The organism is Streptomyces sp. NPDC030245 (assembly GCF_055572995.1).
The window spans coordinates 189,619-205,261 of record NZ_JBVICF010000007.1 but is presented as its reverse complement, the minus strand read 5'-3'; the positions used below and the strand labels follow the sequence as shown (position 1 = coordinate 205,261).

The following is a 15,643-nucleotide window of genomic DNA, read 5'->3' as shown; positions in this document are numbered from 1 at the left end:
CCGGGTGACCTCTTTCGTGTGATGGCGGACCTGGGCTGCGCCACACGAGTGACAACCGCGCGGGACCCGTACGCCCGCGTCTATACGGTTCCCCCCATGACCTCGACTTCCGGCGCACGGCCTCACCACCGCCCGCCGCCCGCACGGACCCCGCGCTGATGCGCCGCACCACCGAACGGCCGCACCGAGTACCGCTCCAGGCCGTCGGCGAGCGCGGTACGCACCGTGCCGGCGCGCCTTCCGCGGATGCGCCCCCTGCACAGGAGGCCGACCGGTCCTTCGGTCTGCTGCTGGTGACCACCGGCGCGGCGGGGCTGCTGGCGGCGTGGGTCATCACCCTCGACAAGATGCGTCTTCTCGCGGACCCGGAGTACGTCCCCGCGTGCAGCCTCAATCCCGTGGTCGCCTGCGGCAACATCATGCGCAGCGAACAGGCGGCGGTGTTCGGGTTTCCCAATCCGCTGCTGGGGCTCGTCGCCTATTCCGTCGTGATCTGCGTCGGCGTCGGCCTGATCTGCGGGGCGCGCCACCCCCGCTGGTACTGGCTCACCTTCCATGCGGGCACCGCATTCGGTGTCGCGTTCTGTAGCTGGCTGCAATTCCAGTCGCTCTACCGCATCAACTCTCTCTGCCTGTGGTGCGCTCTGGCCTGGGCCGCCACCACGCTCATGTTCTGGTACGTGACGGCGCACAACGTACGTGCCGGATTTCTGCCCGCCCCGCGGGGAGTGCGCGCATTCCTGAGCGAGTTCGCGTGGGCGCCTCCCGTGATGCACGTGGGCGCGATCGGAATGGCGGTCGTGACGCGCTGGTGGCATTTCTGGACCGGCTGAAAGGGCGAGCGGCGGGCGCCTGCCGGCCGACGTGCCAATCGGCCCAATATCCGCTCTCGAAGGAGTGGGCCCGGCTTTTCGCGGTCTCTCTTTTCCGATGCCCCGGGGAGGATCGTCGCGAACGCCTCCCCATGCCCGGGGCGGCGCGAACACTCGACCAGAGGGTGAAGATGATCAAGAAGGCAATTGCTTGTGCGGCCGTTGTTGTCGCTGCCATGGCAGTCGGTGCGGGCTCGGCGTCCGCCTGCGACCGCGAGTACTCCGCGGGCTGGGGCGGCAACAACTTTGACATCGTCAAGTCTTCGTCCAACGCGGGAATCTTCAGCGGCGGTAGCTTCGGTGGCTTCCGTGGCGAAGAAGACGACGACTGAGTAGCCGCAGTTCTCGTCGGCTCTTCACGGGGCGGTTGCAAGACCACCCCGTGAGGGGCTTTTTTATTTGTCAAACAACGAACAGCAGGGAAACAACAAAACGCCGGGGCCGCTGTCGAGACAGCGGCCCCGGAGCCGTAGTAGGACTCGCCTACCGCCGGACTGCTTCAGCGTCAGTCGATGACGGCGCCGAGGATGGGCAGCGCGGGGGCGGAGGAGTCGTCGTGGACCTTCGAGTGCTGGCGGACCTCGTTGCACTGGAAGGTGCGGGCCTCGTCGAGCACCTCGATGGTGATGACGTCGATGTCCTGGATGGTCGGGCAGACGTCGCGGATGATCTCGATGTTCTGCGAGTAGTGACCGTGCACCTCCTCGTCAGCCATGGCAGGGGTGACGGCCATGCCGGTGGCGGTCAGCGTCAGCATGGAGCCCGCGAGGATCTTCTTGGTGTTCATGGCTTTCTTGGTGCCTTCCTGGCGTCCGGTAGCTGCGACGCTTTTCAGTAAGCGTCGACAGTCCTTCTAACGGGATTTAAGTTGTCGGGGTTCCGACCCGCAAAACCCATTCACCCTTTTGCAGCAACAGGCAGCGGCCGAGTGCTTCACTTATCATCCGTATGTCGCATTACCTGCCCTGGGGCGGGTAAATAAATGGGCCCCGGGGCGCACGGTCGTACCGCCGCCCGGGGCCCGTTCCCCTCTATACGAGGGTGTTCAGCATCCCGCAAGAATGCCCAAGTCCTACTGGTCGACCACCTGGCCGAGGAGCGGCAGGGCCGGCGCGGCGGAGTCGTCGTGGACCTTGGAGCCCTGGCGGACCTCGTTGCACTGGAAGGTGCGGGCCTCGTCAAGCACCTCGATGGTGATGACGTCGATGTCCTGGATGGTCGGGCAGATGTCGCGGATGACCTCGATGCTCTGCGAGTAGTGACCGTGCACCTCCTCGTCGGCCATGGCCGGGGTAACGGCAACGCCGGTGGCGGTGAGGGTCAGCATGGAACCAGCGACAATCTTCTTCACACTCATGGTGTGTACCTTCCTACGCATATGCGGGCATCTCCCAGTGAGTGCGCCAGCACCCTCTTAACGGGAGGCCGAGTTGGACGTTTCCCTGCGGGCGCAGTAATCACCCGGTTGCAGCATCAATATGTCTATTGGGTATGGCGCGATAATATTTTTGGGCGAGTCGGGCGTGCAAATGAGTGAAAGATCTTCGGTGCGCGCAACTTCCGTCGCGTCTCGACGGTTTAGTTCGGCGTCGGCACCCAGTCGGGTGCTAAATCATCCGGGAAGGAGCGCTCAGTAAAATGAACTCTATGAATAAAAAGGTGCTGGCCGGCTCGATGCTGACTCTGGCGGCGACCGGAATGGCTGTCACGCCGGCCATGGCCGACGAGGAGACCCACGGTCACTACTCGCAGAACATCGAGATCATCCGCGATGTCTGCCCGACCATCCAGGACATCGACGTCATCACCATCGAGGTGCTCGACGAGGCCCGCACCTTCCAGTGCAACGAGGTCCGTCAGCACTCGAAGGTCCACGACGACTCCTCGGCGCCCGCCCTTCCCCTCCTGGGCGCGGTCCACAACTGAGGATCCACTGAAGTGCCCCGAGGTCCGGAAGGTGACCTTCCGGACCTCGGGGCACAGGTGTTCACAAGATGTTCCCTGACGGGGGCGGCGTGTCCAGGAGTGGACCGCCGCCCCCGTCGGCGTCACGCGGTCGACGTCACATGTCAGAAGCGCACCCTGCGCACCGGCAGGAGGCAACGGGCACTGGACGAAACCATCTGCTCGTCCGAGACGAACGCGCGCAACTCCTCCGCGCCGACCGGCTCTCCGTGCACGGCCTGCTGGGGCCACGGGCGCAGGGCGCAGATCAGATAAGCCGTGCCGCTCTTGTGGGCGGCCTGCTGCCACTGCGGCGAGACGGGGCACTGGACATGCAGGAAGGGCAGGCTGAGTACGGCTTGTTCGGCCTCCACGAGCAGCGAGACCGAGGTGCGGGCGACGCGCGTGAGGTCAGCCACCCCGCCACCGACCGTCAGACCGGCCTTCTCCAACTCGGCCCGCAGGGCCTCCGAGCCCGCTTCCGGCCCGTCACGGCCGTCCCCCCGCGAACAGATGAGGAGGAACGGCGTCACGGGCCCGTCGTCCCGCACGGGCTCGTTGGCCCACGGAATGGCGACGAGGGTGCCCAGGAGGGAACCCTCCTGTTCTGGCTTCACAGCAGTGGTAGAGGTCATGCTCGCGGATGCTAGTGGTGCCTTCGCCCGGCTTGAGGCCCATTTACACCCGTTCGGCCGATGCCTGCGACAGTGATTCCCCCGGCCGGGTAAAGGTCACAGGAGTTGTACGCCGTTACGGGCCAGGTAGGCCACCGGATCGATGTCCGAGCCGTATTCGCGGCGGGCCCGTATCTCCAGGTGGAGGTGCGGGCCCGTGGCGCGTCCGGTGGCCCCGGTGGTGCCGAGGAGGTCCCCGGCGGCGACGTCGGCTCCCTGGCGCACCGAGATGCTCGACAGGTGGGCCGCGAGGGCGTAGTGGCCGTCCGGCAGCAGAATCGTCACGGCGTTGCCGTACGCCCCCGACCAGCCGGCGACGAGGACGACGCCACCGCCCACCGCGTAGGTCGGCGTCCCCGTCGGGACGGCCAGGTCGATGCCCGTATGGTGCCCGGCGAGCCAGTTGCCGCGCACTCCGTAGGCCGCGGTGACCGTGAAGGTGCGGCGCAGGGGCAGTGCGTACTGCTGGGGCGCGTCCGGGAGGCCGCCGGTCCGGTCCGCGCCGTAGCGGTCGTCGGCCGTTCTCAGGGCGGCTTCGAACTCGGCGTCGTACGCACCGGTGCAGACGTGGCCGGGCGGGGCGGGGTCCGGCCGGGCGGCGGCGCGGGACGCCGTCAGCGGTATCGCTCCGCCGGCCAGCAGCGCCGCTGCGGTGCCCAGGGCGCGCCGTCGTGTGGTGGTGGCCGCTTCTGCCGCTCTCGCTATCTCCTGTTTCATGCAGCTACTTCACTGGTGCCGGGCCCGGCCTGCATCTCGGGTGACCCGCCTGGCGTATCCCGGCCGCGCGGGACCCGCCCCGGCCTAGGCCGACGGGGACACCCCTTCGTCCGCGCCGAGCTCGGCCGGCGGCGGCCAGTGGGGACGGGCGGACTCGGGGAGCGAACGCAGGGCCTGCCCGACCGAGGTGTGGGACGAGAACAGGGCCGTGCTCCCGCTGTGTTCGAGCAGGGTGGCCAGCCTGCGGCCCACGCCCGCCAGCATCAGCTCACCGTCCTGCCGCCGCAGCAGCCAGTGCAGGGCGAGCAGACAGTTGAGGCCGCGGGAGTCGCAGAACGTCAGCGCCGTCACGTCGAGGACGATGTGGCGCCGGCCCGCGTCGACCGCGCCGGCCAGCGTGTCCATGAAGAACTTCTCGGAGGCCTGGTCGAGTTCGCCGCTGAGCCGCAGTACGGCGCAGAGGTCGGAGTGGGCGAGACGCGCAATGGACAATCGGTGGGACGGCATGCCCCTCACACCTCCAAGGGCCGTCGGCGGGCACCGGTCGGACGTCGGCTCCGGACCGGCTCGGAGATCTGCTCTCCGGGTATACAGGATCGACTGGGTGCCGTCTGCCCGCGGGGTCCGAGTCACAGCTGACACCGGTCCGCGCCAACCGGCCACTCGAAACGGACAATTCACCCATCCGTCCGGCAGTGGGACACGCCCTGAGCGCTCCGCCCACGCATACGTTGGTTCCTCGGTCCCTCTCCCGAGGACATCGGGCCGAAGACACCGGGCCGACAACATCAGGAGCGCGCGTGAAGATCGATTGCGTCGGTGGCGGGCCTGCCTCCCTGTACCTGGCCATCCTCGCCAAACTCCAGGACCCGGCCCACGAGATCACGGTCCACGAGCGGCACGCGGCCGGAGCCCGTTTCGGCTGGGGTGTCACCTACTGGCCGGACCTCCTGGCCGACCTGTACGCCCACGACCCCGACTCCGCCCGGCTCATCGAGGAGCAGTCCGTGCGCTGGCAGGGCGGGTTCGCCTATGTGGGCGACCGGACCACGGCCCACGACGGCGACCCCGGGCACGCCATCGCCCGCCACCGGCTGCGCACGATCCTCGCCGACCGGGCCCGCTCGCTGGGCGTACACCTGGAGTACGGCCGGGAGATCGGCGGCCGCGCGGACCTCCCCGACGCGCACCTCGTCGTGGCCGGGGACGGGGCGCGCAGCAGGCTCCGCGCGGAACACGCGGACCGGCTCGGCACCCGGGTGACCACGGGCGCCAACCGCTTCATCTGGCTCGGCACGACCCGCGTCCTCACCGCGTTCACCTTCGCCTTCGTCGAGACCGACCACGGCTGGATCTGGTGCTACGCCTACGGCTTCAGCGCCGGGCACAGCACCTGTGTCGTCGAGTGCTCCGCCACGACCTGGGCGGGGCTCGGCTTCGACCGGCTCGGCCACGACGAGACCCTGCGGCTGCTGGAGAAGCTCTTCGCCGACCTGCTCGAAGGCCATGAGCTGCTCGGCCGCAGGGACGTCGAGAGCGCCGCCCAGTGGCAGGCCTTCCCCACCGTCACCAACGAGTCCTGGTCGCACGACGGCCTCGTCCTGATCGGCGACGCCGCCCACACGACGCACTACTCCATCGGCGCCGGCACGACCCTCGCGCTCCGCGACGCGATGGGCCTCGCCCGCGCCCTGCGCACCGCCACCGCGCCGGCGGAGCTCCCGGCCGCCCTCTCCGCGTACGAGAGGGAGCGCAAGCAGGCCCTGCTCTCGGTGCAGAGCGCCGCGCGGCACAGTGCCCAGTGGTACGAGAACCTGCCCCGCTACATGGGCCTTGAGCCGCACCAGATGTTCGCGCTGCTCGGCCAGCGGCACTCGCCGCTCCTGCCCCACGTGCCGCCGCAGCTCTACTTCCACCTGGACCAGGCCGTCGGCCGCCTCCAGGCCCTGCGCTGGCTCAAGCAGCGCCTGGGCCCCCGCCTCGCCCGCACGTTGCAGAGCCGCCGGGGCCGGGAGGGAAGCGGCTCCTAGCGGCCGTACGTCTCAGTCGTACGTCTCAGTCGTACGTCTCAGAAGTGCAGCATCGACAGGAGCTCGGGGCTGCGCAGGCCGGTCGGCGCCTCCGGGAGGCGCTGGTCCGGTCGTATCCAGCCCGCCTGCTCGGCGGCGGTGACGGCGGCCGTCTCCGCCCGGTCCGCAGCGGCGTTCAGCGCCTCGTCCGCGCCGAGGGCGTCCCGGCCCGCCGCGGCCGAGGCGGCCTGCGACGCCGTGAGCGCGGCACGGTACGCGGCGACGGCGGCCCCGCTCTCCCCGTCGCCCGACTGCCCGAGCTGCGCGGTCTGCGCGGCGGCGGCCGCGGCGTTGCGCGCGCAGCGGGAGTCGGCCGCCGGGTCGGGGGCGGACTCGGAGAGCACGGCGAGGGCCTGGACGGCGGCGCGGGCGGCGTGGGAGGCCTGCCGGACGGTGTGCTGTTCGGCGCCGTGCCGCTCGATGTGGTGGCAGATCGCCGCGGCGCGGCGGGCCGCGCTCCTGGCGCGGGCGGCGTGACCTGCCCGAAGGGCCGCTTCGGGGTCCGCCCCGGGACCGGACGCGGGGCCTGCCTCCGGGGGCGCTTGCTCGTCGTGGGCGCGGTCGCTCATGGTCGTCTCCTCGTCCGCGGGACGTGCCGGTGACGGCGGCGAATGTCCGGCAGGGTGACAGCTGCGGCCGCAACAGGCCAGGGTCAGACAAGGATTCCGAGGGCCGAGTCCAGCGACCACGTCTGCCAGCTCCAGGTGAAGAAGGCGACCAGGGAGGCCAGCGCCATCATGAGGTTCTGCCCCTGCTCGGCCCAGTCGTGGATCATCAGGACGAGGTAGATGAGGTTGAGGACGAGGCCGCAGACGAGGGCGACCGGGGTGAGGAAGCCGAGGATCAGGCCGAGGCCGAGGGCCAGTTCGGCGTAGGCGACGACGTACGCCATCACGCGCGGCCGGGGCCTCACCACGACGTCGAACCCCCGGCGCACGGCGGGCCAGCGGTGTTTCTCGGCGATGCCCGCCGCCCAGCCGATGCCACCGCCGCCGAACCACTGCTTCTTGTCCTTGTGGCGCCAGCTCTCCAGCCACCACAGACCGATGCCGATCCGGAGTACGGCCACCCACTCGGCTCCACCGAGCCAGATCGTCTGCATCGCGCGCCCTCCCGAGGCCAACTGACGGGGCGTCAGTTCAGCGGATCGGGCCGTGGTGCGCAAGGGGTCGAGTTGCGGGCGGGCGCTTGCCGTCGCCCGGGTGAGGCCATAACCTCGATCCGATGGAATCTGATGGAGCGTCAGATTTAGTCGGGTGTAACCGGCAGGCAGCGGCAGCAGCGGTAGGGGGCACAACAGTGGTCAGCAGCGAGGTCGGCACCAAGGAACTCCCCCGGGTCATCAGCGTGGACGACCACGTGATCGAGCCCGCGCACCTCTTCGAGAAGTGGCTCCCGGCCAAGTACCGCGACCGGGGCCCGAAGCCCTTCACCGCGGGCATCGGCGAGCTGGAGTACGTCGGCGGCAAGTACAGGTTCACGACGGATCCGGCGGGCCAGATCACCGACTGGTGGGAGTACGAGGGCAACATCTTCCCGTACAAGCGCATCATCGCCGCCGTCGGTTTCTCGCGCGACGAGATGACGCTCGACGGCATCACCCGCGAGCAGATGCGCAAGGGCTGCTGGGACCCGAAGGCCCGCCTGGCCGACATGGACCTCAACCACGTCGAGGCGTCCCTCTGCTTCCCGACCTTCCCCCGCTTCTGCGGGCAGACCTTCTCCGAGGCCAAGGACAAGGAGGTCGGCCTCGCCTGCGTCCGGGCGTACAACGACTGGATGGTCGAGGAGTGGTGCGGCGACAGCGGCGGCCGGCTGATCCCGCTCTGCCTGATCCCGCTCTGGGACGTCGACCTCGCCGTCGCCGAGATCCGGCGCAACGCCGCGCGCGGGGTGCGGGCCGTCACCTTCAGCGAGATCCCCACGTATCTGGGGCTGCCGTCCATCCACTCCGGGTACTGGGACCCCTTCTTCGCGGCGTGCGAGGAGACGGGGACCGTCGTGAACATGCACATCGGCTCGTCGTCGCAGATGCCGGCCGCCTCCCCGGACGCGCCGCCCGCGGTCCAGGCGTCGCTCTCCTTCAACAACGCGATGGCGTCGATGATGGACTTCCTCTTCAGCGGCGTCCTGGTGAAGTTCCCGCGGCTGAAACTCGCGTACAGCGAGGGCCAGATGGGCTGGATCCCGTACGCCCTGGAGCGCGCCGACGACGTGTGGGAGGAGCACCGGGCCTGGGGCGGCGTGCAGGACCTGATCCCCGAGCCGCCGTCGACGTACTACTACCGGCAGATCTTCTGCTGCTTCTTCCGCGACAAGCACGGCATCGAGGCGATCGAGACGGTGGGCGTCGACAACGCCACCTTCGAGACCGACTACCCGCACGTCGACTCGACCTGGCCGCACACCAAGGAGGTCGCGGCCGACCACGTCGGCCACCTGCCGGCGGAGCTCCAGTACAAGCTGCTGCGCGGGAACGCGATCCGCATGCTGGACCTGCCGTTCGACCGGACCGGCCGGTAGGCGGCCGACCACGGGCCGATACGGTTCATCCGACCCCCCGACGGAGAGGCGATCGGATGAGCACCCCCCGGATCAGCACCCCCCTTTCGGAGACGCTGGTCACGCTCGGCCGCCGGTACGTGCGCGCCGCCCCCGGCACCCTCGGCAAGGCGGCGCTGGCCGCCCGCTTCCTCAACCCGCGCCTGCGCCGGAGCCCGCGCCGCCGTGTCGTCGCCGACCGGTACGGCCACCGGTTCGCCGTCGACACCCAGGACCTCATCCAGCGCTACGTGTACCTCTTCGGGGCCTGGGAGCCGCACATGACGCGGTGGCTGCGGGGGCGGCTCGGTGCCGGGGACGTCTTCGTCGACGTCGGCGCGAACGTGGGCTACTTCGCCGTCCTCGGCTCGGGGCTCGTCGGGCCCGAGGGGCGGGTCGTGGCGATCGAGGCCTCGCCCGTCTTCCACCGGCGTGTGCTGCGGAACGCCGAACTGAACGGCTGCTCCAACATCCGTGCGGTCAACGCGGCCGTGTCGGACGAGCACAAGCGGCTCACGTTCATCCTCGCCAGCTCGAACAACATGGGCGCCAACAGCATCGTCCCGTACGACGGACCCGCCGAGTCCACCTTCGACGCGGACGCCACGCCGCTGCCCGAGCTCCTGGAGCCCGACGAGCTCGCCCGCGCGCGCGTGATCAAGATCGATGTGGAAGGGGCGGAAGGCGGCGTCATCAGGGGCCTCGCCCCGGCCCTCGACCGGCTGCGGCCCGACGTGGAGATCGCGGTGGAGGTGACCCCGGACCGCATGACACAGCTCGGGGACTCCGTCGAGGAGCTGATGGACACCCTGGAGAAGGCGGGCTTCCATCCCTACCGGCTGATCAACGAGTACGCGCCCGAGAGCTACCCCGGCGCGATCCGGCGCCCCGCGCCACCGGTGCGGTGGCGACAGCCGGTGGTCGGCGAGACCGAGCTGGTCTTCTCGCGGGTCGACGCGGAGACGCTGAAGTGAGCGGGGGCGTTGACGTGGCTTTGGTCAGCCGGTGCCGGGTCCGAAGTGCCACCCGAGCTCCGCGAGCGCCCTGGCCCGGGCCTCCACCACCGCCATCCGCGCTCCCCGTTCACCCGTGTCGACGTGCGCGCGCTGGCCGGTCGCCTGGCCCTCCCACTTGCGGTAGAGCAGCCCCACCTCGGACGTGAACCAGCCGCGCGCCACCGCGTCGAGCGCCAGCAGGAGACCCGTGTCCTCGGACGCGGGCAGCGCCATCCAGCCGCCCAGGGCGACGAGCAGCCCACGGCGGACGAACAGCGTCGCCGGGTGGACCGGCGCACGGTAGTCGTGGCGCGCCCAGTGGTCGAGGACCGTCCCGCGCTCGACGGGCCCGTGCCCGGGATCGCCGGGGAACCCGGCCGTGGAGCCGTCGGGCAGCAGGTCGAGGGCGCGCGAGGTGGCCCACCCGATGGTCGTGTCGCCTTCGAGCGCCGCGAGATCGCGGGCCAGCGCGCCGGGGGTGAGCTGGTCGTCGGCGTCCAGGATCTTCACGTACTCGCCGTCGGCGCGCGCGAGCGCCATGGTGCGCGCGACCCCGGGGCCGCCGGGCCGCCCCTGCGCGAACGACACCCGCTCGTCGTCCGGGACGTGCGGCGCGACGCGGTCGCTGCTGCCGTCCTCCTGGATGAGCCAGCGCCACTCCCAGCCCGCCGGAAGCTCCTGCCGGCACAGCGATGCGTACGCGTCCGCCAGGAAGGGCGCCGAGGGCGCATGGACGGCTGTGACGACGATGACGCGCCTGCGCACGGCACTCACCCACCTTTCCTGCGCCACACCCTATGACTCCGAAAGGGAGTGGACGAGAACACCAGGAAGTTTCGGTACGAAACGATCTCGCGACTTAAAACCTGAACGGGCGACGGCACATCGCCGTGGGCGCTGAATAGCGCCGGGGAATGGAAGGGCCCGACCGCTGGCGACGGGGGATGCACCAGCGATCGGGCTCTGCTGACAACAGTAACAAGGCTTATTGCGGGACGGGAGTCAACTCACCCTTTTGACCATGGAGTTGTGATCGGGATCACGCGACGGCGCCGGCCCGTTACTCGTCGCACGGCGGGTCGTACGAGAGGCGGGGAAGATACTCATCCCATTTATCCCGCGTCAGCACACCCCGCGTGGTCGAGCAAATACGGCTGACGGCTTCCTCGGTGTCCAGGTCCCACAGCCGGACCGTATCCGTACCGCTCGACACCCCGAGCATGTGGCTCTGCGGGCTGAACGCGAGGAAACTGCCGGTCTTGGCGTTGGGGCTCATCGACTGGCCGATGGGGGAGACGTCCGTCGGATCGCCGACGTCCCAGAGCCGGACCGTGTTGTCGTTGCTGCCGGTCGCCAGCGTGCGGCCGTCCTCGCTGAACGTCAGCGACACCACCGCGTCGGTGTGCCCCGTCAGGGTCGCGTCGAGGCGGGGCTTCGCACGGCGGTCCGCGACGTTCCAGAGTAGGACCGTCCCGTCGTCGCTGCCGGCGGCCAGCGTGCGGCCGTCCGGGCTGTAGGCGATCTCGTTGACCGGCCCCAGATGCCCCTTGAGGGGCGCGCCGAGCCGCTTGACGCGGCGCGGGTCGGTCACGTCCCAGAGCCGGACGGTGGCGTCCGCGCTGCCGCTGACCAGCGTGCGGCCGTCGTTGCTGAAGTCCAGGGAGTTGACGTACCCCTGATGGCCGGTGAGCGGCGGGCCGAGCCTGCGCGGCCGGTCCGGCGAGCTGACGTCCCACAGCTGGATGGTGCGGTCCGTCTCCGCGGTCGCCAGTACGCGCCCGTCCGGACTGAAGGCGAGCGCGGCGGCGAACCGCGTCCGCAGCGCGACGGGCGGGCCGTGGGCCACGGCCTTCCCGGGATCGGAGACGTCCCACAGCTGTACCGCGCGATCGCCCGTGAGCACCGCGAGCGTGCGGCCGTCGGGCGAGAACACCGGTGAACGGACGGGACCCTCCGTGGGCCGGAACGGCTTGCCGAGCGCCACCGGCCGGTCGGGGCGCCGCACGTTCCACAGCCGGACCTTCTCGTCCCCCGCCGCCGTCGCGAGCACCTTCCCGTCGGGCCGGAACGCCCCGATACGCCCGAGCATGTCCGCCGTCGAGATCGACCAGAGACGCACCTTGTTGTCGCCCGTGCCGGTGGCCAGGGTCCGTCCGTCGGGGCTGAACCCGAGGGCGTACATCTCCCCGCTGCTGCCCGCGAGGGGCTCGCCGACCTGGGACGGATGCGCCGGATCGCGGACGTTCCACAGGCTCGCCGTGCTGTCCGCGCTGGCGGCCGCGAGCATCGTGCCCGCCGGGTTGAACGCCACGGACCACAACGGTCCCGCGTGGCCGGTCAGCGGCGTGCCGAGCGGCTTGCCGCGGCGCGGGTCACGGACGTCCCAGAGGCGGATCGTGTTGTCCGAGCCGCCGCTGGCGAGAGTGGTGCCGTCCGGGCTGAAGGCGACGGAGTGCGTCGTGCTCGTGTGCCCGCGCAGCACCTTGCCGATCGGCTCGGGGCGGCGCCGGTCGGCCATGTCCCACAGTCTGATCGGGCCGTTGTCGCCACCGGCCGCCAGCGTCCGCCCGTCGGGGCTGAACGCCACGGACCGCACGGCCGCGGTGTGGCCGGTCAGCTCGGCGAGCGCCTTCGGCCGGGAAGGCTCCGCCACATCCCACAGGCGTACGGCATGGTCCTCGTTGGCGGCGGCCAGCGTGCGCCCGTCCGGGCTGAAGGCGAGCAGGTAGATCGTGCCGCCGTGCCCGGTCACCGGCGCGCCCAGCGGCCGCGGACGGCTCGGGTCCCGCACGTCCCACAGCCTGATCGTGCCGTCGTCCGCGGCGCTGGCGAGGGTCTTGCCGTCCGGGCTGAACACCGCGGTGCTCACCCAACTCGTGTGGCCGGTGAGGGGCTTGCCCAACGGCTCGGCGTGCGTCGGGTCCGACACGTCCCACAGGCGGACGGTCCGGTCATAACTCGCGGTGGCCAGAACTCGCCCGTTCGGGCTGAACGAAGTGAGGTACACGGCACCCTTGTGACCCAGGAGCGGTGTGGCCAGCGGTGCGTTGACGATCGAGATCAGCCGGTTCCGTACGCCCTCGTCGCCGGGCCGCAGGCGGTGCGCCACCAGGTCGAGCTGCGCGGACAGCGACGGATCCGTGTGCTGGGCCCGGTCGGCCTCGGCGACGACCTGCTGGAACACCGCGTCGTCCCGCTGCTGCCGCGCCACCACCGCCGAGACGACGGCCACCATCGCGAGTACGACGAGGACCGCCACCGCGCCACGGCTCAGCCAGACGAACCGCCGGCGCAGCCGGCCCGAAGCGGCCAGGAACTCCACCGCGCCCCGGGTCAGATACGTGTCGCCCGCGCTCTTCGCCCAGGCGCTCGCCTGTTCGAGCCGGGAGCCCCGGTAGAGCAGCGACGAGTCGCGCCCGGAGTCCTCCCAGGCCTTCCCGTCCTCCTCCAGGCGCTGGCGCAGCAGATGGTCGCTGCGGTCCTCGTCGATCCAGTCGCGCAGCCGCGGCCAGGCGTGCAGCAGCGCCTCGTGCGTGATCTCCACGGTCTCCGCGTCGAGCGTCACGAGCCGGGCGCGGACCAGCGCTTCGAGGGACTCCTCCGTCTTGTGGGGGTCCGTCGACTCGTCCGCCAGCTGACGGCGCGTCCCCCGTCTCCGGGTCGCCTGGGTGTCCTCGCCGAGCCGGACGAGGCGGAGCAGCAGCAGCCGCGCGGCCTGCCGCGCCGCCGGGTCGAGACCGGACCAGGCCCGCTCGGCCGTCGCCGCCACCGCGCCTTGGATGCCACCCGCCGCGCGGTAGCCGGCCAGGGTGAGCCGCCCCGTCTTCCGCCGCTGCCAGGTGGCGAGCAGCGCGTGGGAGAGCAGCGGCAGCACCCCCGCGTCGTGCGCCCCGCGCGGCCCGTCCGTGCTCACCTCCCGGACGATCAGCTCCGCGAGCCCGGGTTCGAGTTCGAGACCGACGGCCTTGGCGGGCCCGGTCACGGCCTTGCGCAGCTCACCGGTGGTCAGCGGCCCGAGCACCATGTGCCGGTGCTGGAGGGCGTCGGCCAGCTCGGGATAGCCGAGGCACTCCTCGTAGAAGTCGGCGCGTATCCCGAGGACGACGAGGGCGGGGGCGCTTTCGCCGCCCTTGTGCTCCTTGTCGTCCTTACTGCCCTTGTCCGGGGTGCAGGCGGCGTGGAGCAGCTGGATGAAGGCGCGCCGCTCCGACTCGTCCGAGCAGAGGGTGAAGGTCTCTTCGAACTGGTCGACGATGATGACGGGACGGGTCTTGTCCGAGACGGCTTCATTGTCCGAAACAGCCTCTATACCGGCCTCTGTGCCGGAGACGGTCTCCGCACCCGAGACGGCGCGTGCCGCCCATGCACTGACGGACCGACACACAGACCGGGCGAATTCGGGCGTGACGGGCTCGTCGGCTGCCGTGCCGTCCTCCGGGAGGGCGTGCGCGAGCTCGGGTATCTGACGAAGCAACTCGGTCAGAGGCTCGCTGCCCGGAACGAGCTGGAGGACGGGCCCGGTGGCCCGACCGCCCTCCTCGTCGAGCGCGCCGTTGCGCAGGGTGGGCACCAGGCCGGCGTTGAGGAGGGAGGACTTCCCCGCGCCGGACGCGCCCACGAGCATGACGAGACCGCCCGTCGCCTCCGCCGTGCGGAGCTGGCGGACGAGGGCCTCGGTGCTCCGCTCCCGGCCGAAGAACCACTGGGCGTCCTGCTGACGGTACGAAGCGAGTCCCCGGTACGGGCAGACGCTGGGGGCGGCCGGATCCTCGCCGGCGCCCGGCGGTTCCCCGCCCTCCTCGGCCCCCGGAGCCCGGTCGCCGACCGGGTCGGCCACGGCGCGCTCCCACAGGCGGTGCCACTGGGCCATGTCGTACAGACCGGCGGAGACGGGCACGGGCCGTTCGCGCCGCGCCTCGGGGATCAGGACGTGCAGTACGGCCGCGAGCGCGGCGAACTGGGCCGGCACGTTCTTCGCCCGCCGCCAGTCGCTGATCCGCTGAGCGGACACCCGTACGGGCCGCCCCCGCTCGTCGACGCGCTGCAACCTGACGACCGCTTCGGCCACACGCTTGAGGGGCGGGTTACCGGCTTCCTTGTACAGCAGCGCGAGACGTTCCGCGAAGCTTGTGCGTGCCCCTGAGTCGGAACTCAAGGCCTCCACCCCTTACTTCCGCCGCGCCTGGACATCCGGACCGGAAAACTCACTTTATACGGCTGACCTGCGCGGAAGGCGTCCGGACGAGGGCGGGCCCTCCTCCCGGAGACCGGTAACTGGCAGGATTTCGTCGCAGTAGCGAACCAACCACGCAGCGTCCTGGCAGGTCACCGGCGCAGTGCTCACGGAGGCGGCTCACGCCACCGATGGTTCTGAGCCTGGCTTGCGTCACAGTGACGACGGGATCGTCGCGTGGTCCCAGAGATCAGTGCAGACGGTCATATACGGACCGCGTTCACATCGAAGGCGTTTCCGGACTTTCCCTGATCCGCGCCGATGCGGAGTTCCATCACGGTCGGCGTTGTACGCGTCGATCGGTGCCGGTCCCCACGAGGGGAGGGACCGGCACCGGTCCGACGCACCGCTACTCCCGCTACTCATCACAGCCCGCACGCCGGCATCGGCGTGGCCGGGCTTTCACGCGTTCATGGCTGCGCGCCTCCCGCCGCACTCACACTCGATTACCTAACTGCCGAACACCCAAAAACCTAAGCCCGCCAGAGTAGACATTGAGTGCTGACGTGGTTATGGTTTCTCTCGTACCCCAGAGAGACCGCAGGGCCCGGCAGAGACGAACTGCCGGGCAGCAGTACCCGCAGTAGCAGTACGCAGG

The 15,643-nt window shown here is 70.4% G+C and carries 15 protein-coding genes; 6 read left to right on the top strand and 9 right to left on the bottom strand.

Features of this window, described 5'->3' with window-relative positions; all coding sequences use genetic code 11:
* Positions 1–158: 158 nt before the first annotated feature.
* Together ACZ4Z4_RS20480 and ACZ4Z4_RS20475 are read left to right on the top strand one after the other, a co-directional pair.
* Positions 159–833 (top strand): vitamin K epoxide reductase family protein, encoded by a 675-nt coding sequence (locus ACZ4Z4_RS20480; RefSeq protein WP_468328833.1) that lies wholly within the window; start codon positions 159–161, stop codon positions 831–833.
* A gap of 164 nt (positions 834–997) precedes the next feature.
* Entirely contained in the window at positions 998–1,204 is a 207-nt protein-coding gene (locus ACZ4Z4_RS20475) for a hypothetical protein (RefSeq protein ID WP_468328830.1), read from the top strand.
* Positions 1,205–1,377: 173 nt separating this feature from the next.
* On the opposite strand, the gene ACZ4Z4_RS20470 is transcribed toward ACZ4Z4_RS20475, so the two are convergent.
* Positions 1,378–1,659 carry a hypothetical protein gene (locus ACZ4Z4_RS20470; protein ID WP_468328827.1) on the bottom strand — a complete coding sequence of 94 codons (282 nt, stop codon included), beginning with the start codon at positions 1,657–1,659 and terminating at the stop codon, positions 1,378–1,380.
* Positions 1,660–1,944: 285 nt separating this feature from the next.
* Positions 1,945–2,229, bottom strand: coding sequence for a hypothetical protein (locus ACZ4Z4_RS20465; RefSeq protein WP_468328824.1), 285 nt, complete (start codon positions 2,227–2,229; stop codon positions 1,945–1,947).
* A gap of 281 nt (positions 2,230–2,510) precedes the next feature.
* Between ACZ4Z4_RS20465 and ACZ4Z4_RS20460 the strand changes: the two genes are divergently transcribed.
* Positions 2,511–2,798, top strand: coding sequence for a hypothetical protein (locus ACZ4Z4_RS20460; protein WP_468328821.1), 288 nt, complete (start codon positions 2,511–2,513; stop codon positions 2,796–2,798).
* Between the two features lie 143 nt (positions 2,799–2,941).
* On the opposite strand, the gene ACZ4Z4_RS20455 is transcribed toward ACZ4Z4_RS20460, so the two are convergent.
* The 3 genes from ACZ4Z4_RS20455 to ACZ4Z4_RS20445 all read right to left on the bottom strand — a co-directional run bounded on the left by ACZ4Z4_RS20455 (position 2,942) and on the right by ACZ4Z4_RS20445 (position 4,714).
* The gene (locus ACZ4Z4_RS20455; protein ID WP_468328818.1) at positions 2,942–3,451 is read right to left on the bottom strand and encodes a DUF5949 family protein; all 510 of its coding nucleotides are present in this window, start codon (positions 3,449–3,451) and stop codon (positions 2,942–2,944) included.
* 96 nt (positions 3,452–3,547) lie between these two features.
* Positions 3,548–4,207: a M23 family metallopeptidase gene (locus tag ACZ4Z4_RS20450; RefSeq protein WP_468328815.1), complete on the bottom strand. Its 660-nt coding sequence runs from the start codon at positions 4,205–4,207 to the stop codon at positions 3,548–3,550.
* Between the two features lie 84 nt (positions 4,208–4,291).
* Positions 4,292–4,714 (bottom strand): STAS domain-containing protein, encoded by a 423-nt coding sequence (locus ACZ4Z4_RS20445; RefSeq protein ID WP_468328812.1) that lies wholly within the window; start codon positions 4,712–4,714, stop codon positions 4,292–4,294.
* A gap of 293 nt (positions 4,715–5,007) precedes the next feature.
* Between ACZ4Z4_RS20445 and ACZ4Z4_RS20440 the strand changes: the two genes are divergently transcribed.
* On the top strand, positions 5,008–6,237 hold the full coding sequence (locus ACZ4Z4_RS20440) for an FAD-dependent monooxygenase (protein ID WP_468328809.1): 1,230 nt from the start codon (positions 5,008–5,010) through the stop codon (positions 6,235–6,237).
* Between the two features lie 38 nt (positions 6,238–6,275).
* On the opposite strand, the gene ACZ4Z4_RS20435 is transcribed toward ACZ4Z4_RS20440, so the two are convergent.
* Both ACZ4Z4_RS20435 and ACZ4Z4_RS20430 read right to left on the bottom strand, forming a co-directional pair.
* Positions 6,276–6,845 (bottom strand): hypothetical protein, encoded by a 570-nt coding sequence (locus ACZ4Z4_RS20435; RefSeq protein WP_468328806.1) that lies wholly within the window; start codon positions 6,843–6,845, stop codon positions 6,276–6,278.
* Positions 6,846–6,928: 83 nt separating this feature from the next.
* Entirely contained in the window at positions 6,929–7,378 is a 450-nt protein-coding gene (locus ACZ4Z4_RS20430; protein WP_468328803.1) for a DoxX family membrane protein, read from the bottom strand.
* Positions 7,379–7,575: 197 nt separating this feature from the next.
* Between ACZ4Z4_RS20430 and ACZ4Z4_RS20425 the strand changes: the two genes are divergently transcribed.
* Positions 7,576–8,799, top strand: a complete 1,224-nt coding sequence (locus ACZ4Z4_RS20425; protein WP_468328800.1) for an amidohydrolase family protein — start codon at positions 7,576–7,578, stop codon at positions 8,797–8,799.
* Positions 8,800–8,855: 56 nt separating this feature from the next.
* Positions 8,856–9,791 carry an FkbM family methyltransferase gene (locus ACZ4Z4_RS20420; RefSeq protein WP_468328797.1) on the top strand — a complete coding sequence of 312 codons (936 nt, stop codon included), beginning with the start codon at positions 8,856–8,858 and terminating at the stop codon, positions 9,789–9,791.
* A 24-nt stretch (positions 9,792–9,815) separates the two neighbouring features.
* On the opposite strand, the gene ACZ4Z4_RS20415 is transcribed toward ACZ4Z4_RS20420, so the two are convergent.
* Complete coding sequence (locus tag ACZ4Z4_RS20415) at positions 9,816–10,577, bottom strand: glycosyltransferase family 2 protein (RefSeq protein ID WP_468328794.1); 762 nt, start codon at positions 10,575–10,577, stop codon at positions 9,816–9,818.
* Positions 10,578–10,872: 295 nt separating this feature from the next.
* Positions 10,873–14,976 (bottom strand): NACHT and WD repeat domain-containing protein, encoded by a 4,104-nt coding sequence (locus tag ACZ4Z4_RS20410; RefSeq protein ID WP_468328791.1) that lies wholly within the window; start codon positions 14,974–14,976, stop codon positions 10,873–10,875.
* Positions 14,977–15,643: the final 667 nt, after the last annotated feature.